General features: G+C 64.8%; 21 protein-coding genes. 9 read left to right on the top strand and 12 right to left on the bottom strand.

Annotated elements, in window-relative coordinates:
• Positions 1–4: 4 nt before the first annotated feature.
• From D2V07_RS00105 to D2V07_RS00090, 4 genes are all read right to left on the bottom strand, one after another.
• Entirely contained in the window at positions 5–1,522 is a 1,518-nt protein-coding gene (locus tag D2V07_RS00105; RefSeq protein WP_119583997.1) for an XrtA system polysaccharide chain length determinant, read from the bottom strand.
• Between the two features lie 16 nt (positions 1,523–1,538).
• Positions 1,539–2,183 (bottom strand): XrtA/PEP-CTERM system exopolysaccharide export protein, encoded by a 645-nt coding sequence (locus tag D2V07_RS00100; RefSeq protein ID WP_119583996.1) that lies wholly within the window; start codon positions 2,181–2,183, stop codon positions 1,539–1,541.
• Positions 2,184–2,376: 193 nt separating this feature from the next.
• Entirely contained in the window at positions 2,377–3,603 is a 1,227-nt protein-coding gene (locus tag D2V07_RS00095) for a pyridoxal-dependent decarboxylase, exosortase A system-associated (RefSeq protein WP_119583995.1), read from the bottom strand.
• On the bottom strand, positions 3,600–5,102 hold the full coding sequence (locus D2V07_RS00090) for an acyl-CoA ligase (AMP-forming), exosortase A system-associated (protein ID WP_119583994.1): 1,503 nt from the start codon (positions 5,100–5,102) through the stop codon (positions 3,600–3,602). Before D2V07_RS00090 ends, D2V07_RS00095 begins: the two co-directional genes overlap by 4 nt.
• Positions 5,103–5,116: 14 nt before the next feature.
• On the opposite strand from D2V07_RS00090, the gene D2V07_RS00085 reads away from it, so the two are divergent.
• The 4 genes from D2V07_RS00085 to D2V07_RS00070 are packed head-to-tail and all read left to right on the top strand — an operon-like array spanning position 5,117 to position 7,869.
• A complete protein-coding gene (locus D2V07_RS00085) occupies positions 5,117–6,115 on the top strand; it encodes a GNAT family N-acetyltransferase (RefSeq protein WP_119583993.1) in 999 nt (332 codons plus the stop codon).
• A 12-nt stretch (positions 6,116–6,127) separates the two neighbouring features.
• Positions 6,128–6,421 carry a phosphopantetheine-binding protein gene (locus D2V07_RS00080; RefSeq protein ID WP_119583992.1) on the top strand — a complete coding sequence of 98 codons (294 nt, stop codon included), beginning with the start codon at positions 6,128–6,130 and terminating at the stop codon, positions 6,419–6,421.
• A 6-nt stretch (positions 6,422–6,427) separates the two neighbouring features.
• Complete coding sequence (locus D2V07_RS00075; protein ID WP_119583991.1) at positions 6,428–7,090, top strand: hypothetical protein; 663 nt, start codon at positions 6,428–6,430, stop codon at positions 7,088–7,090.
• Positions 7,087–7,869 carry a hydrolase 1, exosortase A system-associated gene (locus D2V07_RS00070; RefSeq protein ID WP_119583990.1) on the top strand — a complete coding sequence of 261 codons (783 nt, stop codon included), beginning with the start codon at positions 7,087–7,089 and terminating at the stop codon, positions 7,867–7,869. Before D2V07_RS00075 ends, D2V07_RS00070 begins: the two co-directional genes overlap by 4 nt.
• On the opposite strand, the gene D2V07_RS00065 is transcribed toward D2V07_RS00070, so the two are convergent.
• The 7 genes from D2V07_RS00065 to D2V07_RS00035 all read right to left on the bottom strand — a co-directional run bounded on the left by D2V07_RS00065 (position 7,860) and on the right by D2V07_RS00035 (position 15,953).
• Positions 7,860–9,062 (bottom strand): class I SAM-dependent RNA methyltransferase, encoded by a 1,203-nt coding sequence (locus tag D2V07_RS00065; RefSeq protein WP_119583989.1) that lies wholly within the window; start codon positions 9,060–9,062, stop codon positions 7,860–7,862. The two genes, D2V07_RS00070 and D2V07_RS00065, sit on opposite strands and share 10 nt — an antisense overlap.
• Positions 9,059–10,450 carry an NAD(P)H-hydrate epimerase gene (locus D2V07_RS00060; RefSeq protein ID WP_119583988.1) on the bottom strand — a complete coding sequence of 464 codons (1,392 nt, stop codon included), beginning with the start codon at positions 10,448–10,450 and terminating at the stop codon, positions 9,059–9,061. The genes D2V07_RS00065 and D2V07_RS00060 overlap by 4 nt, the downstream gene beginning before the upstream one ends.
• Positions 10,447–10,794 carry a hypothetical protein gene (locus tag D2V07_RS18355; RefSeq protein WP_147366869.1) on the bottom strand — a complete coding sequence of 116 codons (348 nt, stop codon included), beginning with the start codon at positions 10,792–10,794 and terminating at the stop codon, positions 10,447–10,449. The genes D2V07_RS00060 and D2V07_RS18355 overlap by 4 nt, the downstream gene beginning before the upstream one ends.
• On the bottom strand, positions 10,791–12,656 hold the full coding sequence (ilvD, locus tag D2V07_RS00050; protein ID WP_119583986.1) for a dihydroxy-acid dehydratase: 1,866 nt from the start codon (positions 12,654–12,656) through the stop codon (positions 10,791–10,793). The genes D2V07_RS18355 and ilvD overlap by 4 nt, the downstream gene beginning before the upstream one ends.
• A gap of 103 nt (positions 12,657–12,759) precedes the next feature.
• Positions 12,760–13,491, bottom strand: coding sequence for an N-formylglutamate amidohydrolase (locus tag D2V07_RS00045; RefSeq protein WP_119583985.1), 732 nt, complete (start codon positions 13,489–13,491; stop codon positions 12,760–12,762).
• Positions 13,488–14,300: a 4-(cytidine 5'-diphospho)-2-C-methyl-D-erythritol kinase gene (locus tag D2V07_RS00040; RefSeq protein WP_119583984.1), complete on the bottom strand. Its 813-nt coding sequence runs from the start codon at positions 14,298–14,300 to the stop codon at positions 13,488–13,490. Before D2V07_RS00040 ends, D2V07_RS00045 begins: the two co-directional genes overlap by 4 nt.
• A gap of 9 nt (positions 14,301–14,309) precedes the next feature.
• Positions 14,310–15,953 carry an electron transfer flavoprotein-ubiquinone oxidoreductase gene (locus D2V07_RS00035; RefSeq protein ID WP_119584769.1) on the bottom strand — a complete coding sequence of 548 codons (1,644 nt, stop codon included), beginning with the start codon at positions 15,951–15,953 and terminating at the stop codon, positions 14,310–14,312.
• 84 nt (positions 15,954–16,037) lie between these two features.
• On the opposite strand from D2V07_RS00035, the gene D2V07_RS00030 reads away from it, so the two are divergent.
• Genes D2V07_RS00030 through moaB form a run of 3 tightly spaced genes read left to right on the top strand, consistent with a single transcriptional unit; the run spans position 16,038 to position 19,053 of the window.
• Positions 16,038–16,769 (top strand): uracil-DNA glycosylase family protein, encoded by a 732-nt coding sequence (locus D2V07_RS00030; RefSeq protein WP_119583983.1) that lies wholly within the window; start codon positions 16,038–16,040, stop codon positions 16,767–16,769.
• A complete protein-coding gene (locus tag D2V07_RS00025) occupies positions 16,766–18,526 on the top strand; it encodes a lytic transglycosylase domain-containing protein (RefSeq protein WP_233548176.1) in 1,761 nt (586 codons plus the stop codon). The genes D2V07_RS00030 and D2V07_RS00025 overlap by 4 nt, the downstream gene beginning before the upstream one ends.
• On the top strand, positions 18,526–19,053 hold the full coding sequence (gene moaB / locus D2V07_RS00020) for a molybdenum cofactor biosynthesis protein B (RefSeq protein ID WP_119583981.1): 528 nt from the start codon (positions 18,526–18,528) through the stop codon (positions 19,051–19,053). The genes D2V07_RS00025 and moaB overlap by 1 nt, the downstream gene beginning before the upstream one ends.
• A 2-nt stretch (positions 19,054–19,055) precedes the next feature.
• Here the strand turns inward: moaB and D2V07_RS00015 are convergent, their stop codons facing one another.
• A complete protein-coding gene (locus D2V07_RS00015; protein WP_233548175.1) occupies positions 19,056–19,394 on the bottom strand; it encodes a VOC family protein in 339 nt (112 codons plus the stop codon).
• A 45-nt stretch (positions 19,395–19,439) separates the two neighbouring features.
• On the opposite strand from D2V07_RS00015, the gene D2V07_RS00010 reads away from it, so the two are divergent.
• Both D2V07_RS00010 and D2V07_RS00005 read left to right on the top strand, forming a co-directional pair.
• A complete protein-coding gene (locus tag D2V07_RS00010) occupies positions 19,440–20,522 on the top strand; it encodes a PA0069 family radical SAM protein (protein WP_119583980.1) in 1,083 nt (360 codons plus the stop codon).
• A gap of 122 nt (positions 20,523–20,644) precedes the next feature.
• Positions 20,645–21,790, top strand: coding sequence for an OmpA family protein (locus D2V07_RS00005; RefSeq protein WP_119583979.1), 1,146 nt, complete (start codon positions 20,645–20,647; stop codon positions 21,788–21,790).
• Positions 21,791–21,848 lie beyond the last annotated feature (58 nt).

Genomic DNA, 21,848 nt, shown 5'->3' with positions numbered 1-21,848 from the left:
TCCCTCATGCCACCATGCCGCGCTGGACGAATTCCACGCCCATCAGCACCACGAACAGCATGCCAAGGCCCCCTACCCCGGCGGCGAAGTACTTGAGGCGCTTGGCGCGTAATTCGCGGCCTGCCTCGGTGAAGGTGTGCGTGATCGTCCCGATCACCGGCAGTCCGAAGGCTCGCTCCAGCTGGTTTGCCGTGGCGAAGGTGGAGCCAAGCTTGCTCACCGCGAAGGCCGTGCCCCCACCCGCGCCCAGGCCCACGATCAGGACGCCCAGCAGCAGCAGCGGACGGTTGGGTGCCGCAGGCTTGCGCGGTGTCGTTGGTGGATCGACAACCTCGAACTGCACCGCGCTGCGCTCGTTTTCCACCTGGCCGCGCAGCCGCAACTCCTCGCGATCCTGCAAAAGCTGGTCATACTGCTGGCGCAGCACGTCATAATCGCGGCTGATGCGCTGGGCTTCGGCAGCGGCGCCGGGTTCCAGTGCCTGATTGGCCGTGATCGATGCGATTTCCGAACGCAGGGCAGCTGCCCGCGATTGCAGCGACTGCACGTTGGCCTGACGCTCCACGTACATCGACTGGAGAGTGCTGTAGGCAGGGTTCAGTGTGCCGCCGGAAGGCCCTGCGGCCTGCGCCTGCTCACGCAAGGATGCGACGGTGCGGCGGGCGGCAACCATGTCGGGGTGCTCGTCCGTCAAGCCGCGCGCTTCGAGGGCGGCAAGCTGCGCCTGGGCCTGGGCGAGCGATGCCTGCGGGCCGCCAGCACCCGGTGTGACGATGAAACGCGGCGTGCTCGATATCTGGCCCTCGAGCCCAGCCAACGCGCTTTGCGAAGCGGCAAGGTCGGCCTCGACCGCGCGCAGTTCGCCGCGCGTGGCATTCAACTGGGTAGCAATGGCCTGCGCCCCGCCGATCAATTCGGGATGGGCTGTCTCGAAGGCCAGGCGGCGTTCCTCGGCAGCGGCGAGTTCGGCTTCGCGAGCAGCCAGCTGCTGGTTCAGAAACTCGATAGATTCCTCCATGTCGCCCCGCGCCCCGCCGAGGTTCTCCTCGCGGAAAATGTCGATCATCCGCTGCGCGATAACCTGCGCCAGTTCGGCGTTATCGGAATCGGAGAGGTCGCTGCGAGCGCTGGAAGCGGTGATCTCGAAGATGTTCTCGCCTTCGCTCACCACCTCGATGTCCTTGGTCAGCCGCTCGATCGCGGCTTCCATCTCAGTGGGGGATGTCACGCCGTCCCCGATGCGCGTGGAGCGGACTACCGTCTCGAGGTTGACCGAGCTCACCAGGGTCTGGCGAATACGGTCGATATCGCGTGCCCGGCTGGCGGCGCCGATGCCGATCTGTTCGGCCAGCACGTCGTCCAATTGTACGAAGATGCGGGTCTCGCTCTCGTACCTGTTGGGTATCAGCGCAACGACCAGCCACCCCAGCAGGCAGACGCCCCAGGCGACCCCGAGGGCCAGCCAGCGACGGTTCCAGATCGCCCAGATGCCACCGCGCAGTTCTTCGAGAAGCTGGTGCAAAGCTTACATACCTTCCTTAGAACATGCTCTCTGGAATGATGATGACGTCGCCGGGGCGCAGCATCACGTTCGCATCGCTGTCGCCGCGGCGCAGCAGGTCGGACAGGCGCAGCGCGTATTCCTTCTGGCTGCCGGACTGACGATCGAAGCGGATCAGCGTGGCGCGATTGCCGGCCGCATATTCGGACAGGCCACCGACGGAGATCATCGCATCCAGCAGCGTCATGTTGGCGCGGTAGGGGATCGAGGCCGGCTGCGCCGTCGCGCCCACGATCCGCACCTGCTGGCTGAAGGTGCCGGCAAATTCGTTGACGATCACGGTCACCAGTGGCTCTTCGATGTATTGCGAAAGCTGGAGGCGGATGTCCTCCGCCAGCATGGTGGGCGTCTTGCCCACCGCAGGCATGTCCGCCACCAGCGGCGTGGTGATGCGGCCATCGGGCCGCACCTGGACCTCGGCGCCCAGTTCGTCGTTGCGCCAGACGTGGACGGTCAACTTGTCGAGCGGACCGATCACATATTCCTCGCCCGGCCCTTCCTGCATGGCGACAAACCGAGCCGGCTCCAGCTCCGGCCCGGAGGCAGCACCCGCGCAGCCGGACAGGCCGATAGCGAGGCTTGCCGAAGCAAACAGGAGAGTTGCGGACTTTGTCTTGCGCATCGATGCGTCCTTCGCGAACTTGAGTGGGCTGGCAGGCGCGGCCTTAGAAGCCACGCAGGCAGACAGCCCGGGATCCGGTCAGGGGTTGTCGCGAAAAAGGGTGAACATTGCGTTAGCCTTCACACCCAAAACCCCGCTGGAAGCGGATTTTGTGAAGGCCTGTACTATTCCGGGACGATTTTGCGCTCGTCCTTCAGACAAGCATCTCGCGTGCCGCACCCTGCCCCAGGAACGTCGCCGGACTGGCGCTGGCACCATAGGCTCCGGCGCAGAAAATCGCGACCAAGTCTCCCACCTCGGCACGCGGCAAGTGAGCCGCGTCGGCCAGGCGGTCCAGCGGCGTACACAGACAACCGACCACGTTGACGACCTCCTCCGGCTCGTCATCGAAGCGCGTGACTATTGCGGCGGGGTAATTGCGGCGCACCACGGTGCCGAAGTTGCCTGACGCGGCAAGCTGGTGGTGCAGGCCCCCGTCGGTGATCAGGTAGGTAGTGCCGTGGCTTTCCTTCCGGTCCACGATGCGCGTGAGATAGACGCCCGCTTCCCCGACCAGATAACGCCCGAGTTCGATGGCGAACTTCGTCTTTTCCAGCACTTCCGGAAGCGCGGCAAAGCGCTGCGCCAGAGCGGCACCGATGGCAGTAATATCCAGCGGCCTATCCTTGTCGAAATAGGGAATACCGAAACCGCCGCCCATGTTGAGGTGCGGCACTTCCACGCCCGCGTCCCTCGCCAGCTGCGCCGCGAGATCAAGGACATGGCCCTGCGCTTCTATCAGGGCCTCTGCATCAAGAGCCTGGCTGCCCGAATAGATATGAAACCCGCGCCAGTTTGCGCCGGCATCCACGATCCTGCGGGCAAGATCGGGCACGCGGTCAGCGTCGACGCCAAATGGCTTGGCACCCCCGCCCATTTTCATCCCCGAACCGCGCAATTCGAACGTGGGGTTCACGCGGATCGCCATCCTCGGGATGACGCCAAGCTCCTTCCCCATCTGCAAGGCGCGCTGTGCCTCGTTCTCCGATTCGATATTCAGGGTCACACCGGCGCGGATGGCCGCCCACAGTTCGCGGTCGCGCTTTCCCGGTCCGGCAAAGCTGATTTCCCGGGGTAAATATCCGGCCTCCCGCGCCTGCTCCAGTTCGCCGGACGAAGCGATGTCGAGGCCATCGACCAGATCTGCCAAGAATTCTAGCAATGGCCCATAAGGGTTTGCTTTCATGGCGTAATGAATGTTCAACCGTTCGGGCATTACCTTGCGCAGGCCCGCGATTTGGTGTTCGATGATCTCGCGCGAATAGACGAACAGGGGGGTGTCGCCGGCCTCCTTCACCAGCGCGCTGGCGCGTCGTCCACCAATGGCCAGTTCGCCATCTATCGCGGAGAATTCAGGAGGGATCGGACCGAGCGCCTTCATGCCGCGTCCCTCGCCAGCCTGGCCCTGTCGATCTTGCCGTTGGGATTGAGCGGCATCGCCTCCACCCAACGAACGACGGCAGGCTGCATGAAATTGGGGAGTTCGCTCCGCAAGGCGGCACGCAGGGCTTCCTCGTCGCCGGAACCCCGCACGACCAGATGGATGGCGTGCCCCAGTTTCTCATCGGGAACGCCAAGCGCCACCGCCTCGTCCGCCAGTCCTGTCGCGATAGCGACCTCCTCTATCTCCTGCGGGCTGATACGGTTGCCCGCGCTCTTGATCATGGCATCGTCACGGCCGACGAAATAGAGCAGACCATCGTCCGCCCGCCGCACGTTGTCGCCAGACCATACCGCCATCCCGCCGTATTCCGAGGCCGCTGGTGCAGGCTTGAATCGTTGCGCGGTGCGTTCTGGATCCTGCCAGTAGCCTTGCGCCACAAGTGGACCGCAGTGAACCAGTTCGCCCTCTTCGTGAACCTCTCCGCGACCGTTGACGACCAGTATTTCCGCAAAGGGAATGGCGCGGCCCATCGAGGTCGGGTGATCGTCCACCAGATCGGGATCGAGATAAGTCGAGCGAAAGGCTTCGGTCAGGCCGTACATGGGGAACAGGCGTGCATCGGGAAAAATCCGTCTCAGGTCGCGCACCAGGTCCACGGTGAGCGCGCCGCCGCTGTTGGTCAGACGCCGCATCCCCTCCACGGCCTCCTGTGGCCATTCCTGCCCCACCAGTTGCACCCAAAGCGGCGGCACGGCGGCCAGCGTCGTGATGCCATGGCGGGCGCATGCCTTGATGACGTCACGCGGAGTGAGGTAATCGAGCGGCACCGCGCTGCCACCGGCATACCAAGTGGAGAGCAGCTGGTTCTGGCCATAGTCGAAGCTTAGCGGCAGCACGGCCAGCGTCACGTCGTCTGCCGCCATGCCGAGGTAGTGCGCCACGCTGACCGCGCCCAGCCACATGTTCGCATGGCTCAGCATCACGCCCTTGGGCCTGCCAGTGGATCCGCTGGTGTAGAGGATGGCGCAAAGCTCGTCCGGATCGGCCTCGGAAAGCATCTCCAGCGGCTCCGCCCCCGCTGCCGCGTCGAGAGCGGACTTTTCCTCCATCTGCGAACAGGCAGCAGGCACATCGCCCTCCTCCAGCGAGGCGAGCCTGGCCGCGTTCGCGATCAGCAGGCTGGCGCCGCTATCGGAAAGGATATGGCCAACCTGGGCGCGCTTTAGCAGCGGGTTGATGGGCACGTGGACGAGCCCCGCACGCGCTGCGGCCAGCGGCATCAGGCAAGTGAGTTCCCCCTTCGCGGCCCATGTCGCCACCCGCGCTCCCTTTTCCGGCACCTGCCCCGCAAGCCAGCCCGCAAGGTGCGCGACACGGCTTCTTAAGCCATTCCAGCTAAGCGTTTCGCCGCGCAGGACCAGCGCCGCATCCGTACCAGCCCCGCGCATGGCGAGGTGATCGAGCGGATAGGGCGTGGGATCGGGCGCGCTGGACATTGCATTCCTGGAGGATGGACGATTCAGTGACGGCGATCAGCTATCACGACACGGTTAACGATCTGCAAGACCTTGATTGGTCCGATGCTGGCCCGTTCGCCCGGCTGCAATGGTTCGCGCTGCTGGAAGAGAGCGGCATCGCGCCGCTGTTCGCCACGGCGACCGCGCATGGCAACGGCATTATTCTTCCCCTCCACAGGTCGGCCAACGGGCTGGAGGCGCTGACCAACTGGTATGCCTTTACCTGGAGCGACCTGCGCGCCGGCGACATGGCAAGCGAGGCCATGCTGGAGGCACTCGCCCGCGACCTTCGCCAGCGCACGCACCGGCTGACGTTGCGAAAGGTGCCGGACGAGGACGGCACACTTGCCCGCCTGACCCGCGCGTTCCGGCAGGCGGGATGGGTTGTGCTCGCCGAAGCGTGCGATACCAACCACGTGTTGCCCGTGGCAGGGCGCAGCTATGCCGCCTTCCTGGCAGACCGCCCGGGGCGACTGCGAACGACCCTGAAGCGCAAGGCGAAGAAGGTGGACGTCTCGCTTTCCACCGAATTCGAACCTTCCAACTGGCAAGCCTACGAGGACATTTACGCCGAGAGCTGGAAGCCTGCTGAGGGAGATCCCGCCCTGCTGCGCGCCTTTGCCATGGCCGAAAGCGCCGCGGGAAGGTTTCGCTTCGCCCTCGCCCGGCACCAGGGAAAACCGGTCGCGGCCCAGTTCTGGACGGTGGACGGCGATACCGCCTACATCCACAAGCTGGCCCATCGCAGCGATGCAGACGCCCTCTCCCCCGGCACGACGCTGACGGCTGCCCTGTTCGAGCGCGTGATCGACACAGACGGCGTTGAATGGGTCGATTTCGGCACGGGGGACGATCCTTACAAGCGAGACTGGATGGAACAGGTGCGCACCCGCTGGCAGGTCACCTGTCTGCGCCCTGCAGCGCCCCGAAACTGGCCCTTTGTGGCCAAGCATTTGTTGCGCAAGCTTGTCTCGGGCGGCGCTGATGGCTAGTGCGCAAGAACTATGGCGACCAATCTCCCCGCCCCGACCGAGCAGGCCGAAGACATCGATCTCGTCCTGCGGCAGGTTCTCGCTGACGTTCTTGGCCTCTCGGCAGAACGCATCGCGGCCCTCGATTCCGATTCCGGTCTCTTCGGCGACCTGCCCGAACTCGATTCGATGGCCGTCGCCGGCCTGCTCACCGAACTGGAGGACAGGCTCGATATCATCATCGATGACGAAGACGTCGATGGCGAAATGCTGGAAACTTTCGGCGGCTTGCTCGCGTTCCTCCAGGCCAAGCGCGCTGACGGCTGAAACCGCGTGCTGACGGGTCTCTGGCCCACGCCTTCAGGCTCTGACGAATATGTGATCGGCTTCGATGCCGGGCGCGCGCCGCGCGTGCTGGTGGTTCGCGCCCTGTTCGACGAAGGCAGCAAACTGCGCCATTTCACGGTCGAAACGATGCGGCGACTGGATGCGGCCGGGGTCGACAGCTTCCTGCCAGACCTGCCCGGCACCAACGAGAGCCTCCTGCCGCTGGAACAGCAGACGCTGGATGGCTGGCGCGCGGCGATGCGTGCTGCGGCAAACCATTTCGGGGCGACGCACGTGCTGGCAATCAGGGGCGGCGCTCTGGTTGCGCCCGGCCACCTGCCCAATATTCACTACGCCCCCGCATCCGGGGCCAGCCTGCTGCGCGCCATGCTGCGGGCCCAGGTCATCGCGGCGCGCGAGGCCGGGGAAGCGCAGAGCCGCGAGGATCTTCTCGAACGCGGGCGGTCGGAGGGGTTGCGGCTTGCCGGTTACAACTTAGGCCCGGACATGGTCGCGGAACTCGAACAGGCTTCGCCGGGTGAGAGCGACGCCGTCGAAATTGCCCAAGGCGATGTGGGTGGTGGGGGACTATGGCTCCGCGCGGAACCTGCCCACGACCCGGTGCAGGCCGATCGGATTGCCGAACTGGCAATGGGGCACCTGCGATGACCCGGCGGCATCTGACCTTTCCGTGTGAGGGTGACACCCTTGTCGCCACTCTGGACGAGGCCGCCGGTACCACCGGTCTGCTGATCGTCAGTGGCGGCAACGAAACCCGCAGCGGTGCCTTTGCCGGGCACGCCCGGCTGGCGGCGCGAATTGCTGCAAAAGGTTATCCCGTCTTCCGCTTCGACCGCAGGGGCGTGGGGGACAGCACGGGTACGAACGCTGGCTTTCGCGAATCGGCACCCGAAATCGAGGGGGCCCTTACCACTTTCCGCCAGCAGTCACCGCACCTGCGCCATGTCGTGGCTTTCGGTAATTGCGACGCGGCGTCGGCGCTGATGTTGGGCCATGGTTTCGGCACGGACGCGCTGGTGCTGGCCAACCCGTGGACCTTCGATGACGACAATGCGCAGGAGACCACGCCCGATGCCATCCGCGCGCGTTACATGGAAAAGCTGCGCAACCCACGTGAATTGGCCCGGCTTCTGACCGGCAAGGTCTCTATCGGCGGCGTTGCCAGAAGCCTGAAGCGCGCAACGCTGGAAAAGGCCAATACGACGCAGTTGGGAGAGGCAATGGCCGCCTCGCTGGCCGAATACCGCGGCAAAGCCTGTATCCTGCTGGCCGGGCGGGACCGCACGGCACAGGCGTTTCGCAGCAATTATCCGATCGCGCATGAAGCCATCGAAAAGCGCCCCGATGCCGATCACGGCTTCAGCCGCGCGGACGACAGCGCCTGGCTGGAAGAACGGATCGTGGCAATGCTGGCAGCTCAGGCCTGACGCACGAACAGGCTGGCCAGTTCCACGTGGGTGGACCAGCGGAACTGCCCGACGGGGCGCAGCTCTTGCAGGCGATAGCCCGCCTCCTTCAGTTGCACGCAATCGCGCGCCCAGCTTGACGGATTGCAACTGATATAGACGATGCGGGATACCCCGCTCGCCGCCAGTTGCTCCACCTGCGTGCGCGCCCCCGCGCGGGGCGGATCGAGCACGACGCCGTCGAAACCTGCCAGCTCCTCCGCCCGCACCGGATTGCGGAACAGGTCGCGATGCGCACATTCCACCGACAGGCGGCTGCGGTTGGCGACAAGACGCAGCGCGTTGATGGCCGCGGCATCCGCTTCGGCCGCCATAACCTGCGAGGTATCCGCCAGCGCCAGCGCGAAAGTGCCCAGCCCTGCGAACAGGTCTGCCACGCGGCCGCATCCCGCCAGCCATTCCCGCGCCGCGCCAACCAGTGCGTCCTCGCCGTGCTGCGTGGCCTGCAGGAAGGCTCCCGGCGGGAAAGCGACGGGGTAGCCGCCAAGGGTAACGGTAACCGGTTCGGGCTCCCAGAAGCTTTCGGCACCAAAGCCATGATCCAGCGTCAGGCGGGCAAGACCCTGGTCGCGGCAGAAATCGAGCAGAGTTTCGGTCTGCTCCAGCCCTTCCGGCGCGAAGCCACCGAGGTTCAGATCGATCCCCTGATCGACCAGGGTCATTTCTATCGCGATGGCATAGCGCCCCTTCAACTGCGCCAGATAATGGCGCAGCGGCCGGACCAGTTCGAACAGGCGCGGATGGAGGACATGACACTCGCGCATGTCGACCACCTTGTGCGATCCGGCCTGGGTGAAGCCGATCAGCGGACGCCCGCCGCCGTTGATCGCGCGCAGGCTCGCCCGGCGGCGGCTGTGCGGGGGAGACATAGCCGGAGCGGCGACATGCGCGGGATCGAGCTCCTGCGACTGCGCGGCGAAGGCAACGCGGTTGTGCACGAATTCCGCCAGCGCGGCGTCATCGCAATGTTGCAACTGGCAGGCGCCGCAGGTGCCGAAATGCCGGCAAGGCGGGGCGGCGTGGTGCGGCCCATGCTCCAGCGAGCCGTCCGGCAGCAGCACATCGCCGGGTGCGGCCATGGCAACATGCCGGCCATCGGCTGTCACGCCGTCACCCTTGGCAGCGATGCGGATTATCGTGTTCGAATCGGTCACAGGAATTGCGCGTAAGCGGCTGGAATTGCGTTGACAAGTTCGACCGCAGAGAAGGCCGGACCTGCGATCCGCGCGGCCTCGGCATGGATCTGCACCGCCTCTTCTGCCGCGTGGAAGGCACTGCGGCCCCCGGCCATGCGGCTTGCCGCCAGCCCGGCCAGCACGTCGCCTGTCCCCGCTGCGGATAGCCAGGAGGATGTCGGCGGAAAGAAACGCGTGCCTTCGTTACCCACCAGCACGTTGTCCGGACCTTTTGCCAGAACCGTCATGCCGGTGCTTTCGTGCAGGGCGGCGGCCTTCGCCAATTTCCCCTCGGCCACGATGCCGAAGGCCTTGCACAACCGATCGAGTTCGCCCTCGTGCGGAGTGGCGAGCACCGTGCCGGGGAAGGCGATTTCCATCTCGGGGCGCAGCAGGGTGAGCGCGTCTGCGTCCAGCACCAGGGCGATGCCGGACTTGAGCACCTCGGTCAGCTTGCGCCGCGCCGTGTCTGTCTGGCCCAGCCCCGGCCCGATGAGCAGCGCGCCCATGCGCTCGTCAGACACCAGCGAGGCGATATCGCCGCTGTCGTCGTGAACCAGGTCCGCCGGTAGATCGGGATGCGAATGGGGAGAGGACAGTTTGACGTAACCTGCACCCCCGTGCTGCGCCGCCCTGGCCGCGAGAATGCCCGCACCCGCCATGTCGCCGCCCGCGATCCCTACGAGGCCGCGCGAATACTTGTGCGCGTCGGCGTCCGGCGGGGAGAGCCCGGGGCGCCTGGCAAGCTGGATCGCGTCTTCGACAGGTCCAACGCCGATGTCGAACAGCCTGCGCTCCCCCATCACGGCCATGGCTGGCATCAGCCAGTGCGCGCGCTTCCATGCCCCGAGGGCGATGGTGAGCGTGTATTCAGGCAGGTTGTCGTTCAGCAGCGCTCCGCTGTCGCTATCGACGCCGCTGGGCAGATCGACCGCGACGCGCAGGTTGTGGCTGGCGGCAAGAGTGCGCATGGTGCCGACCAATTCGTTCGACAGCGGGCGCGACTGGCCCGTGCCGAAGAGGCAGTCCACGAAAACCTCCCCGTGCGCCGTGTCGACCGGTTGGCCGCCCCATGTGTCACGCGCGGTTTTGGCCGCTTCGCTGCCGGGCTCCATCGGGGCGACGACCGAAATGCTCAGCCCGCGTTCCTGCAACACGCGCGCGATCACGTAGCCATCGCCGCCGTTGTTGCCGGGTCCGCAAAGGATCGTAACCGGGCGACCGGCGGCGAGGCGCCATATCCAGTCGGCCGCGCCCGCACCGGCGCGCTCCATCAGGCTCTCTACGGTCTCGCCATTGTCGATCAGCGCCTGCTCGGCGGCCTGCATCTGCGCGACGGTAAGTATTTGATCGGCTGCCTGGGTCATTCGGAAACCGGCAGGTGGTAACGGTCCGAATCCACCCGCACTTCCACGTAACCACCGCGATTGGTCACCTCGGCCTGCTGCGCGCCGTCTGCGGTTATGAGGCCGCGACCCGGTACACCGAGTTCGAAACGGCGGAACGCGCCATCGGGGTGGCGCACGATGATGAAGCTGTCGACATCCTGTTCGACCCGCTCCATCGTGCAGTCGCGCCCAAAGCCGCCAGCCCCGTTCAGCGAGCAATCTATCATCGTCGTGCCAAGGGCTGGCTCCGCGCTTGCCTGCTGAGCGTCGTCACATCCTGCAACCAGCAGAAAAAATGCCGATGCGATGAGGGCGTGTCTCACGCCTTGCCGCCCCGCAGCACCTGGCTGACATCGCGGATCGCGCCCTTGGAGGCGCTTGTCGTCATCGCGGCGTAGGCCTGCAAGGCGGGCGTTACGCGGCGTTCGCGTTCTTCGACCGGCTGCCATGCAGCATCGCCCTTGGCTTCCATCGCGGCGCGGCGGTGGGCCAGTTCATCCTCGCTGATGACAAGATTGATGGTGCGAGCGGGAATGTCGATCGCGATCGTGTCGCCCGTTTCCACCAGCGCGATGGCACCGCCCTCGCCCGCTTCGGGGCTGGCATGGCCAATCGAAAGGCCGCTGGTGCCGCCGGAGAAGCGCCCGTCGGTCAGCAGCGCGCATTTCGCGCCGAGGCCCTTCGACTTGAGGTAGCTGGTGGGGTAGAGCATTTCCTGCATGCCCGGCCCGCCCTTCGGCCCTTCGTAGCGGATAATCACCACGTCACCTTCTTTCACCTCGTCGGCCAGGATGGCAGCCACGGCAGAATCCTGGCTTTCGTAAACCTTCGCCGGGCCGATGAACTTCAGGATGGATTCGTCAACGCCCGCCGTCTTCACGATGCAGCCATCGCGGGCGATGTTGCCGAACAGAACGGCGAGACCGCCATCCTGCGAGAAGGCGTGTTCGGCGCTGCGGATCACACCGCCTTCGCGGTCCATGTCGAGCTCCGCCCAGCGGCGCGACTGGCTGAATGCGGTCTGCGTCGGCACGCCGCCCGGCCCGGCCTTGTAGAATTCGTGCGTCTTGGAATTGCCGGTGCGCACGATATCCCAGTCGTCCAGCGCATCGCCCATCGTCGGGCTGTGGACCGTGGGCAGCGCGGTATGCAGCAGTCCGGCCCGGTCAAGCTCGCCCAGGATTGACATGATACCCCCTGCGCGGTGCACGTCTTCCATGTGCACGTCGCTCTTGGCCGGAGCGACCTTGGACAGGCAGGGCACCTTGCGGCTCAGCCGGTCGATATCCTGCATGGTGAAATCGACGCCCGCCTCTGCCGCGGCGGCGAGCAGGTGCAGCACCGTATTGGTGGAGCCGCCCATGGCGATGTCGAGGCTCATGGCATTCTCGAACGCTTCGAACGTGGCGATGGAGCGGGGAAGCACGCTGTCATCGTCCTCCTCGTAATACCGCTTGGCCAGCGCCACGACGAGCCGCCCTGCTCGCTCGAACAGGCCCTTGCGGTCGGAATGGGTGGCAAGCTGCGAACCGTTGCCGGGCAGCGAAAGGCCCAGCGCCTCCGTCAGGCAGTTCATCGAGTTGGCGGTGAACATGCCGCTGCACGAACCGCAGGTCGGGCACGCCGACTGTTCGATGCTGAGGACTTCCTCGTCGGTGTAGCTGTCGTCCGCCGCGGCAACCATGGCGTCGACCAGGTCGAGCGCCACTTCCTTCCCCTTCAGCACGACCTTGCCCGCTTCCATCGGGCCGCCGCTGACGAACACCACGGGCACGTTCAGGCGCATGGCGGCCATCAGCATTCCGGGCGTGATCTTGTCGCAGTTGGAAATGCACACCATGGCATCGGCGCAGTGCGCGTTGACCATGTATTCGACGCTGTCGGCAATCAGGTCGCGGCTGGGCAGCGAATAGAGCATGCCGTCGTGACCCATGGCGATGCCATCGTCCACGGCGATGGTGTTGAATTCCTTGGCAACGCCGCCTGCTGCCTCGATCTCCCGCGCGACAAGCTGGCCCAGGTCCTTCAGGTGGACGTGGCCGGGCACGAACTGGGTGAATGAATTGACGACGGCGATGATGGGCTTGCCGAAGTCGCTATCCTTCATGCCGGTGGCGCGCCACAGGCCGCGGGCACCGGCCATGTTGCGGCCATGGGTCGTGGTTCGTGAACGGTATGCGGGCATCGTGTGTCCTGCCTGTTGGTCGTGCCTTGCGGGTCACGGCCTTCTCTAATGGATGGGGCGCCCTATCCGAAAGAGGAAAAGCTTGGAGCGCGACAAGCGCTTCTCAATCGAAAGTATCGAGCGCCAGTTTCACCCGGCCTGCCACATCGGCGATGATCGCTGCCCAGCGGGCCTGCCCGGTCTCGGTCGCGATCAGGTCGTTGCGGATCTCGATGGCGCAATAAGGGCGTCCGCGCGCCTCTGCATGGCGGTTCATCGTCGCGTTCAACTGCTTCCCCGAATAGGGCTCGTTGTCGCCGACTGTCGCGCCCAGTTCGCCAAAAAGACGGATGGCGTGCTTCGCGGCGCGCTCGTCCTGGTTGTAGAGCAGCCCGATTTCCCACGGGCGATCCTGGTTGGGATCGCTTTCCAGTTCGGGCGTGAAGCTGTGGATGGACAGGATCAGGCCGGGCTGAACCTCGTCGAACCAGCGCTCAATCTCGGCATGGTACGGCCGGTGATAGGCATCGAGACGCGCCTCGCGGTCTGCGCCGATATTGCCCGGCACCAGGATGCCGTCGGTATTGATAGGGATCAGCTTGTCGTGCTCTTCCTCGCGGTGCATGTCGATCACCAGGCGGCTGACATCGCTCAGCATAGCAGCGATGCCGTGACGCCGGGCCAGCCGGTCGCAAACGCCGCTCGCGCCGATATCCCAAGCGACGTGCTTTTCCAGCACATCCGCAGAGACGCCCAGCTCCAGGCCTTCCGGCACGCGATTGGAGGCATGGTCGCACACGGCGACGATGCCGCCCGGTCGGGCTTCGCCGATATGACGGAAGACCGTCTCGCTCATCGCAAAAATCCTTTCATCTGCCACCAGTCGGAATGATCCAACCCCAGCTTTTGTGCCGCGCTATCGCGGATTTCTGCGGATTCATACAGGGCAAAGCAGGTTGCGCCGGAACCGGACATCTCTTGCATCCACGGATCGGTGGCTTGCAGGGCATCGAGAACAGTCGCGATTTGCGGGCAGATTTCGATGGCCGGTGCGCGCAGGTCGTTACGCCCTTCGCGGGCGATCGTGCGCGCGGAACCATCCGGCAGCGGTCCTTGGTCGATGCCGTCCCACGCCTTGAAAACCGGCCCCGTCGGAACCGGAACAAGGGGATTGACCAGCAGCACGGCCATGCCGGCCATGTCGTTCTCCACCTCGATCCGCTGCGCGCCGGTGCCCAGCCCGATGTGCATGTCGCTATCGACACAGGCCGGCACGTCCGCACCCAGCCTTGCCGCCCGCTCGCGCCAGTCGCCTGGCAGGCCAAAGGCGTTGCGCACCATGCGGAACAGGGCGCCGGCATCGGCAGACCCTCCTCCCAGCCCGGCGGCGACGGGCAGGTTCTTCTCCAGCGTCACGTCCAGCCCGTCCGGCCTCGGGAGGGCAGAAAGCGCCTGCATCACGATGTTGTCGAACGGGTTATCGAGCGCAGTCGCGAACGGACCCACCGTGGTCAGCCTGTCCTCATCCGCCCTGCGCGCTGTCAGCACATCGCCGCAGTCGACGAAGGCGAACAGCGTCTCCAACTCGTGATAGCCATCCTCGCGCCGCTTGCGGACATGCAGCGCGAGGTTGATCTTGGCATAGGCGGTTTCGGTAAGGCGCAAGCCTGTGGCTCACATGTTGGGATAGTTCGGCCCGCCGCCGCCTTCGGGCGTGGTCCAGTTGATGTTCTGGTTTGGGTCCTTGATGTCGCAGGTCTTGCAGTGGACACAGTTCTGCGAATTGATGACGAACTTCGGCTCCGCGCCGTCTTCCTGCACCCATTCGTAGACCCCCGCCGGGCAATAGCGCGTGGAGGGCCCGCCATAGACTTCCAGCTCACTCTCGCGCTGCAGTTCCATGTCCTTCACCTTCAGGTGGTTGGGCTGGTCCTCGGCGTGGTTGGTGAAGCTGTAGGAGACGCTGGTGAGCCGGTCGAAGCTGATCTTGCCGTCGGGCTTGGGATAGTCGATCGGCTTGTGCAGGTCGGCCCGGTGCGTCGCTTCGTAATCGCGGTGGTGGCCCATGGAGCCGAGGCCCACTCCCAGCGTGCGCAGCCACATGTCCGCCCCGGCAAGCACGGTGCCGATGTCGCCACCGAACTTGGCAACCAGCGGCTGCGCGTTCTGCACCTTCTTCAATTCCTTGGCGATCCAGCTGTCGCGCAGGTTGGCGTCGTAATCGGCAAGCTCGGTATGTTCGTGCCCCTCGCCGATGGCGGCGGCCACGCTCTCGGCGGCCAGCATGCCGCTCTTCATGGCGGTGTGGCTGCCCTTGATGCGCGGTACGTTCACAAAGCCCGCCGCGCAGCCGATCAGCGCCCCACCGGGGAATGCCAGCTTCGGCACGGACTGCCAGCCACCCTCGTTGATGGCGCGCGCGCCGTAAGCGACGCGGGTGCCGCCTTCCAGGTATTCACGGATGGCGGGGTGGTGCTTCCACCGCTGGAATTCCTGGAACGGGGAGACGTAGGGGTTCTCGTAATCGAGCGCCGTCACGAATCCGAGCGCGACCTGGCCATTGGCCTGGTGATACAGGAAGCCGCCGCCCCAGGTGTCGCTTTCCGAAAGCGGCCAGCCCTGCGTGTGGATGACCCGGCCCGGCACGTGCTTTTCCGGGTCGATGTCCCACAGTTCCTTGACGCCGAGGCCGTAGACCTGCGGCTGGCAGTTCGCTTCCAGGTCGAACTTCGCCTTCATCTGCTTCGTCAGGTTGCCGCGGGCACCTTCTGCAAACAGCGTGTACTTGGCCTGGATTTCCATGCCCGGCTGGAAATCGGGCTTGTGGCTGCCATCGGCGGCAACGCCCATGTCCTGGGTAATTACGCCGGTGACAGCACCATCTTCGCCGAACATCACCTCGGCAGCGGGGAAGCCCGGGAAAACCATCACGCCCAGCGCCTCTGCCTGCTCGCCCAGCCAGCGGGTGAGGTTGCCCAGCGATCCGGTATAGCAACCCTTGTTGCTCATCAGCGGGGGCATCATCGCGTGCGGCATGTTCGTCTTGCCGCCCTTGCTGAGCAGCCAGTGCCAGTTGTCGGTAACGGGGGTTTCCGCCATCGGACAATCCATGTCGCGCCAGTCCGGCAGCAACTCGTCAAGCGCCTTGGGGTCGACCACGGCACCGGAAAGGATATGCGCACCGATCTCGGAGCCCTTTTCCAGCACGATCACTTCGAGCTCTTCGTTGAGCTGCTTCAACCGTATCGCCGCGGACAGGCCAGCAACGCCGCCGCCAACGATTACCACGTCCGCGGGCATTGATTCCCGTTCAACCATCATTTCGCCTCGTTTTGCCTAACAAACATCGGATTTGGCTTGATCGCTGGCTAGCGGGCCGTCAAGACCAGCCTTGGTCCAATCATGGAAAATCGAAGCGAAATCCCTCTTGGCGATCAGTTCGCTGCTACCATCGACTGGTGGCGCGACGCAGGCGTGGATTACGAGTTCTCGGACGAGATCGTGCCGCTCCTTGCCGACGAGGAAGAGCCGCAGGAAACGCGGCCCGTCGCTGCACAGAAGGCGGAGACGCTGGAAGAGCCGCCCGAGCCGAAGCTGAAGGCCGCGGACCTGCCGCAGGATCTTGCCGGGTTTCGCGACTGGTGGGTTGGACCGGACAATCCCTTTGCCAACGGTCACACCGCGCGCGTGGCTCCCATCGGCAAGGAAGGCGCACCGATGATGGTGCTTACCACGATGCCGGAACCGGACGACCGCGACAGCCTGCTGGGCGGCGCGCAGGGGCGGCTGGTGACAAATGTTCTTCGGGCAATAGGTCTCGATCCGAACCTCGCCTACCTCGCCAGCGCGCTGCCCTGCCACACCACACTGCCCGACTGGACCCAGCTTGGCGCGGACGGTCTTGGTACCGCCCTCGGCCATCATGTTGCGCTGGCAAGGCCGCAGCGCATCCTGCTGCTGGGCAGCAAGTTGCCCACGCTGTTCGGCCACGATCCCGCTGCTCCGCCAGAGGAATTCGTGGCCATCGGCCAAACCGCCACCCTCGTATCCTTCGCCCCCGATCGTCTGCTCGACCATGGCCGCCAGCGTGCGCGGTTGTGGAAGCGGCTTTGTCAATGGACCGCCTCTGCATGAAGCTTACCACCGCTATCGCGATTGCGATATCCGTTGTCACCGCGACACCCGTGCTCGCCCAGCAGCAGGATTCGCGCACCTATTTTACCGCCCGCCTCTACGATCGGCCCGCTCCGCAGCAGCTCGATGCACAGGATCGCCAGTATTACGACAGCCTGTTCGGCGCGATAGAGGCCGGCAACTGGAGCCGTGTGGAGGAGCTGTTCCAGCAGCGCCCCAGCGGACTCCTGCACGATGTTGCACGCGCGGAATACTACCTCGCGGCCAACTCGCCGCGGGTCGAGGCCGACCAGATCGCACAGTGGCTGCAGACCGGCGCGGACCTGCCGCAGGCTCCGCAGCTGGTAAGGCTGGGCCAGACGCGCGGCCTCTCAGGTGATCCGGGCCTGCCCTATGCGCGCGATCTCGTGTCGCAGGGATCTGTGCCACGCCGCACGCGGCCTCGCTCGGTCAACGACGGAACGATGCCCGCCGATATCGAGGCCGCGATCCTTGAACGCATCACCAACGACGATCCGACCGGCGCGCGAATGCTGCTGGACGGGGTCGATTCCTCGCTCAGCGCCGAAGCCCGCGCCGAATGGCGCCAGCGCGTCGCCTGGAGCTATTTCATCGAGAACCGCGACGCGCAGGCTCTGGCCATGGCGCAGACCGTTTCCGAAGGACGCGGTGCCTGGGTGGCAGAGGGCGAATGGACGGAGGGGCTTGCCGCATGGCGTCTCAACGACTGCGAGACCGCGAGCGGCGCCTTCCAGCGTGCGGCACAGCAGGCGATCTCGCCGCCATTGCGCGCTGCCTCGCTGTTCTGGGCATCGCGCGCCGCATTGCGGTGTCGCCAGCCTGCCCTGAGTGAAGACCTGCTGAGCGATGCCGCCATCATGGACGAGACCCTTTATGGCATGCTCGCCGCAGAACAACTCGGGCGGCAATTGCCGGACCGGGTGGAAAACGCGGACTTCTCGCAGGAAGACTGGCGCGCGATCGGCGGCAACCCGAACACCCGCATCGCCGTGGCGCTGGCGGAAATCGGCCGCGATGTGCTCGGTAGCCAGGTGCTGTTGCACCAGGCCCGCATCGGTAACCCGCGCGACTATGCGGCCTATTCACGCCTCGCCCGCGATCTCGGTTTTCCGCAAACCCAGCTTTACATGTCGCTGAATGCGCCAACGGGCGGAGAGCCGGACCCGGCGTCCCGCTACCCGGCACCCAAGGCTGCACCGGCGAACGGCTGGCAGGTCGACCCCGCGCTCGCCTTTGCGCATATCCTCCAGGAAAGCGCCTTTCGCGCCAACGCCGTCAGCCCCGCCAATGCGCAGGGCCTGATGCAGATCACGCCGATCACCGTGCGCCAGCACGCGCCGACGCTGGGACTGAATGCAGGCTCTATCGACATCTTCGATCCCGCCACGAACCTCGCCTTCGGACAGCAGAACCTGATCATGTTGCGCGACAGCCCCGTAACGCGCGGGCGCATGCCGGTAATCATGGCCGCATACAACGCGGGGATGACCCCGATTACCCGTTGGGAGAGCGAGATCAACGACCAGGACGATCCGCTCCTCTACATGGAAGCCATCCCTTACTGGGAAACGCGCGAATACGTCTCCATCGTGATGCGGCACTACTGGATGTACGAGCGGCAGGCGACCGACACCTCGCCAAGCCGCATGGCGCTTGCCCAGAACGGCTGGCCGCTGTTCCCCGATGGCACGGCGCCAAGCAACGGAAGGGTCTATATGTCGGCGGGCGGAAACTGATGGCGATCGACGAGAGCGCCGCCTTCATCCCGATCAATATCGCTGTTCTTACCGTCTCCGACACCCGCGCACCGGACGAGGATACCTCCGGCGACATTCTTGCCGGACGGATCGAGAATGCAGGTCACACGCTGGCCGCGCGCGCGATCGAGAAGGACGATGCCGACGCCATCGTCACCCGGCTTGCCCAGTGGATCGCCGACCCGGGTATCGATGCCATCGTTTCCACAGGGGGCACGGGCCTGACAGGGCGCGACGTGACGCCGGAAGCGCTTGATCGCATCAAGGACAAGGACATTCCCGGTTTCGGCGAACTGTTCCGCTGGATCAGCTACAAGATCCTCGGCACGTCGACCATCCAGTCGCGTGCGATGGCCGTCCTGGCCGGTGGCACCTACATTTTCGCCCTTCCCGGCTCCAACGGGGCGGTGAAAGATGGCTGGGACGGAATTCTTGCCGAACAGCTGGATAGCCGCAACCGGCCGTGCAACTTCGTGGAACTGATGCCGCGCCTGCGGGAAAAATAGGTTCAGCCGGGCTGGTAGACAGCCATCTGCAGCCCTTCGGGATCGGCGAAATGAAAACGCCGCCCGCCGGGGAAGGCGAAGATATCCACGGTGATGGTGCCGCCCGCTGCCTTTACCGCAGCATGGGCAGCGCCGATATCCTCCACCCGCACGACTGGCAGCGCAGCCTTGCCCTGGTGCTCACCAGTGCCATTCAGCGCGAACTGGCAAGGGCCATGTTCGTGCGCAGCATAGTCGTCTCCATAACTTTTGAACTCCCAGCCAAAAGCATCTGAATAAAAGTTCTTTTGTCGTTCGACCGATGCTGCCGGTACTTCAACGTAGTCCAGTGTCCCCACCATCGCCTCCTTGCTTGCCTTGCGCGCAGTATGTTCTATATATGTTCCATGGGCAAGACCTCTGTTCCCCATCACGGCCGCGGGGCCCAATCGGCAGCAGTGCCGCAGCGCTTCGGCCTTGCCCAGCGCAGCGCCGATGGCGACTGGCGCGACGCGGTCACCGAACTCGACGGACCGGTTCCGAAACTGCGCACCACGGTGACGGAGGAAGAGCCGAAGTCCATCCTGTCGTTCAACCAGTCGCCCGATATCGCCTTCGACAGGTCGGTAAACGCCTACAGGGGATGCGAGCATGGCTGCATCTACTGCTTTGCGCGCCCCACCCACGCCTACCACGATCTCTCGCCGGGCCTCGATTTCGAGACGAAGCTGTTCGCCAAGCCCAATGCGGCCGATCTGCTGCGCAAGACGCTTGCCCGCCCCAAGTACCGGCCCAGGCCGATCGCGATGGGCACGAACACGGACCCCTACCAACCGATCGAGGGGCGCTATCGCATCACCCGGCAATTGCTGGAGGTCTGCCTCGAAACCCGCCATCCCGTCACCATCACCACGAAGTCCGACCGGGTGCTTCGCGATCTGGACCTGCTGGTGGAACTGGCCAGTCACCACCTCGTTGCCGTCTCGATTTCAGTGACGAGCCTAGACCCCGTCCTTTCCGGTAATCTCGAACCGCGCGCAGCTTCCCCGGCCAAGCGGCTTGCAGCGCTGGAAAAACTCGTCGCTGCAGGAATCCCCGCCCACTGTTCGATAGCGCCGGTGATTCCCGCGATCACCGATTCGTTTCTGGAAGAGATCGTCGCGCGGGCGGCGGCGGGCGGCGTTCAAAACTGTGGATGGATTCCCCTGCGCCTGCCGCACGAGGTCGCACCTCTCTTTCGGGAATGGCTCGACGTTCACTTCCCCGAGCGCGCGGGCAAGGTGATGGGCATCGTGCAATCGATCCGGGGCGGCCGGGACAACGATCCGGATTTCTTCACCCGCCTCCGGCCACGGGGCGTCTGGGCCGACCTCTTCCGTGCCCGGTTCCGCCTGGCCTGCAAGCGCGCGGGCGTCACCAACCCGCCTTTCGACCTCGATACCGTTGCATTTAGACCACCACAAAACGCTAGACAGCTACAATTGCTATGAAAGGGTTCGCAATTCCGTGAGTTTGCGGTAACAAGCCTGGCAGCTTTGTCGCGGTTGCGAGATAATCGTGGTTGCGGCGTTGCGCGTCCCATTCGCGTTCCTTGATATTGGGGGAATACCTGATGAAGAAGTTCACAGTCGGTCTACTGACGGCCACGGCGTTTATCGCCACGCCGGCAATGGCCGGAGATGACGAGTTTTATATTGGCCTGGGTTCGGGCATCGGCGAAGCCGAGACGACCGTCCTGAGCGGCGCCGACGTTGGCGATGATGTGCTCCTCGAAACCGAGATGGGTTGGGAAGCAGAAGGCGTGATCGGTTACGATGCCGGTCCGTTGCGTTTCGAAGTCGAGGGTTCCTACAAGGACTTCGACATCAAGACGATCGATACCACTGGCACCTTCGTTCCCGGCTTCACGACTCCCAACGGTTTCGTTCAAGAAAGCGGCTTTTTTGATCCTGCCAACGGTGAAATGACCACCTGGAGCGGCATGTTCAACGCGCTGCTCGACTTTGGCGGCAACGATGGCATCGGCTTCTCCGCCGGTGGCGGCGTTGGCATCACCAACGTCAGCTTCAACGACGTTACGGCCTTCGACACCAGCCCGGGCTTCCTCGACGACGATGATACCCACTTCGCCTGGCAGGCCGTCGCACAGCTTCGCGCTCCGGTGACCCGGAACATCGATGCGTCGATCAAGTACAAGTATCACCGCGTGCCCGGCCTCGAGTTCGACGATAACATTGATCGTCCGTTCTCGGGCAATGCCGAGACGCACACCCTGCTCGGCACGTTCCTGTTCAACTTCGGTGGCGCTGAGCCGGCTCCGCCGCCTCCTCCGCCCCCGCCGCCGCCTCCTCCGCCGCCTCCTCCGCCCCCGCCGCCCCCGCCGCCGCCTCCTCCGGCAGCTGCAGTGTGTGAGCAGGGCCCCTACATCGTGTTCTTCGATTGGGATGAGTCGACCATCACTCCGGAAGCGGCCACCGTGCTCAACTCCGCCATCACCGCTTACGGCGATTGTGGCACCGCAGCCATCATGCTGGCAGGTCACACCGATACCTCGGGTACCGCGACCTACAACATGGGCCTGGCAGAGCGTCGCAACGCTTCGGTCCGTCAGTACCTGACGGGTCGCGGCATCCCCGGCGGCCGCATCTCCAGCGAAGCCTTCGGCGAGAACGACCTGCGCGTTCCCACCGCCGACGGTGTGCGCGAGCTGCAGAACCGCCGCGTGGAAATCACTTACGGTCCGGGTTCGGGCATGTAAGTCCACGACGGACACAATAACGAAAAGGGCCGGGAGCAATCCCGGCCCTTTTTGTTTG

It is taken from the genome of Aurantiacibacter zhengii (assembly GCF_003584125.1).
Taxonomy (GTDB): Bacteria; Pseudomonadota; Alphaproteobacteria; order Sphingomonadales; family Sphingomonadaceae; genus Alteraurantiacibacter; species Alteraurantiacibacter zhengii.
Note: the sequence above shows the minus strand (reverse complement) of the source record. Positions and strands in the feature narration are given on the sequence as shown.

Coding starts and splice junctions, on each gene's coding strand:
- D2V07_RS00100 (WP_119583996.1), bottom strand. CDS start 2,183: ATGCGCAAGACAAAGTCCGCAACTCTCCTGTTTGCTTCGGCAAGCCTC.
- D2V07_RS00095 (WP_119583995.1), bottom strand. CDS start 3,603: ATGAAGGCGCTCGGTCCGATCCCTCCTGAATTCTCCGCGATAGATGGC.
- D2V07_RS00090 (WP_119583994.1), bottom strand. CDS start 5,102: ATGTCCAGCGCGCCCGATCCCACGCCCTATCCGCTCGATCACCTCGCC.
- D2V07_RS00085 (WP_119583993.1), top strand. CDS start 5,117: ATGGACGATTCAGTGACGGCGATCAGCTATCACGACACGGTTAACGAT.
- D2V07_RS00080 (WP_119583992.1), top strand. CDS start 6,128: ATGGCGACCAATCTCCCCGCCCCGACCGAGCAGGCCGAAGACATCGAT.
- D2V07_RS00070 (WP_119583990.1), top strand. CDS start 7,087: ATGACCCGGCGGCATCTGACCTTTCCGTGTGAGGGTGACACCCTTGTC.
- D2V07_RS00060 (WP_119583988.1), bottom strand. CDS start 10,450: ATGACCCAGGCAGCCGATCAAATACTTACCGTCGCGCAGATGCAGGCC.
- ilvD (WP_119583986.1), bottom strand. CDS start 12,656: ATGCCCGCATACCGTTCACGAACCACGACCCATGGCCGCAACATGGCC.
- D2V07_RS00045 (WP_119583985.1), bottom strand. CDS start 13,491: ATGAGCGAGACGGTCTTCCGTCATATCGGCGAAGCCCGACCGGGCGGC.
- D2V07_RS00035 (WP_119584769.1), bottom strand. CDS start 15,953: ATGGTTGAACGGGAATCAATGCCCGCGGACGTGGTAATCGTTGGCGGC.
- D2V07_RS00030 (WP_119583983.1), top strand. CDS start 16,038: ATGGAAAATCGAAGCGAAATCCCTCTTGGCGATCAGTTCGCTGCTACC.
- D2V07_RS00025 (WP_233548176.1), top strand. CDS start 16,766: ATGAAGCTTACCACCGCTATCGCGATTGCGATATCCGTTGTCACCGCG.
- moaB (WP_119583981.1), top strand. CDS start 18,526: ATGGCGATCGACGAGAGCGCCGCCTTCATCCCGATCAATATCGCTGTT.
- D2V07_RS00015 (WP_233548175.1), bottom strand. CDS start 19,394: ATGGTGGGGACACTGGACTACGTTGAAGTACCGGCAGCATCGGTCGAA.
- D2V07_RS00010 (WP_119583980.1), top strand. CDS start 19,440: ATGGGCAAGACCTCTGTTCCCCATCACGGCCGCGGGGCCCAATCGGCA.
- D2V07_RS00005 (WP_119583979.1), top strand. CDS start 20,645: ATGAAGAAGTTCACAGTCGGTCTACTGACGGCCACGGCGTTTATCGCC.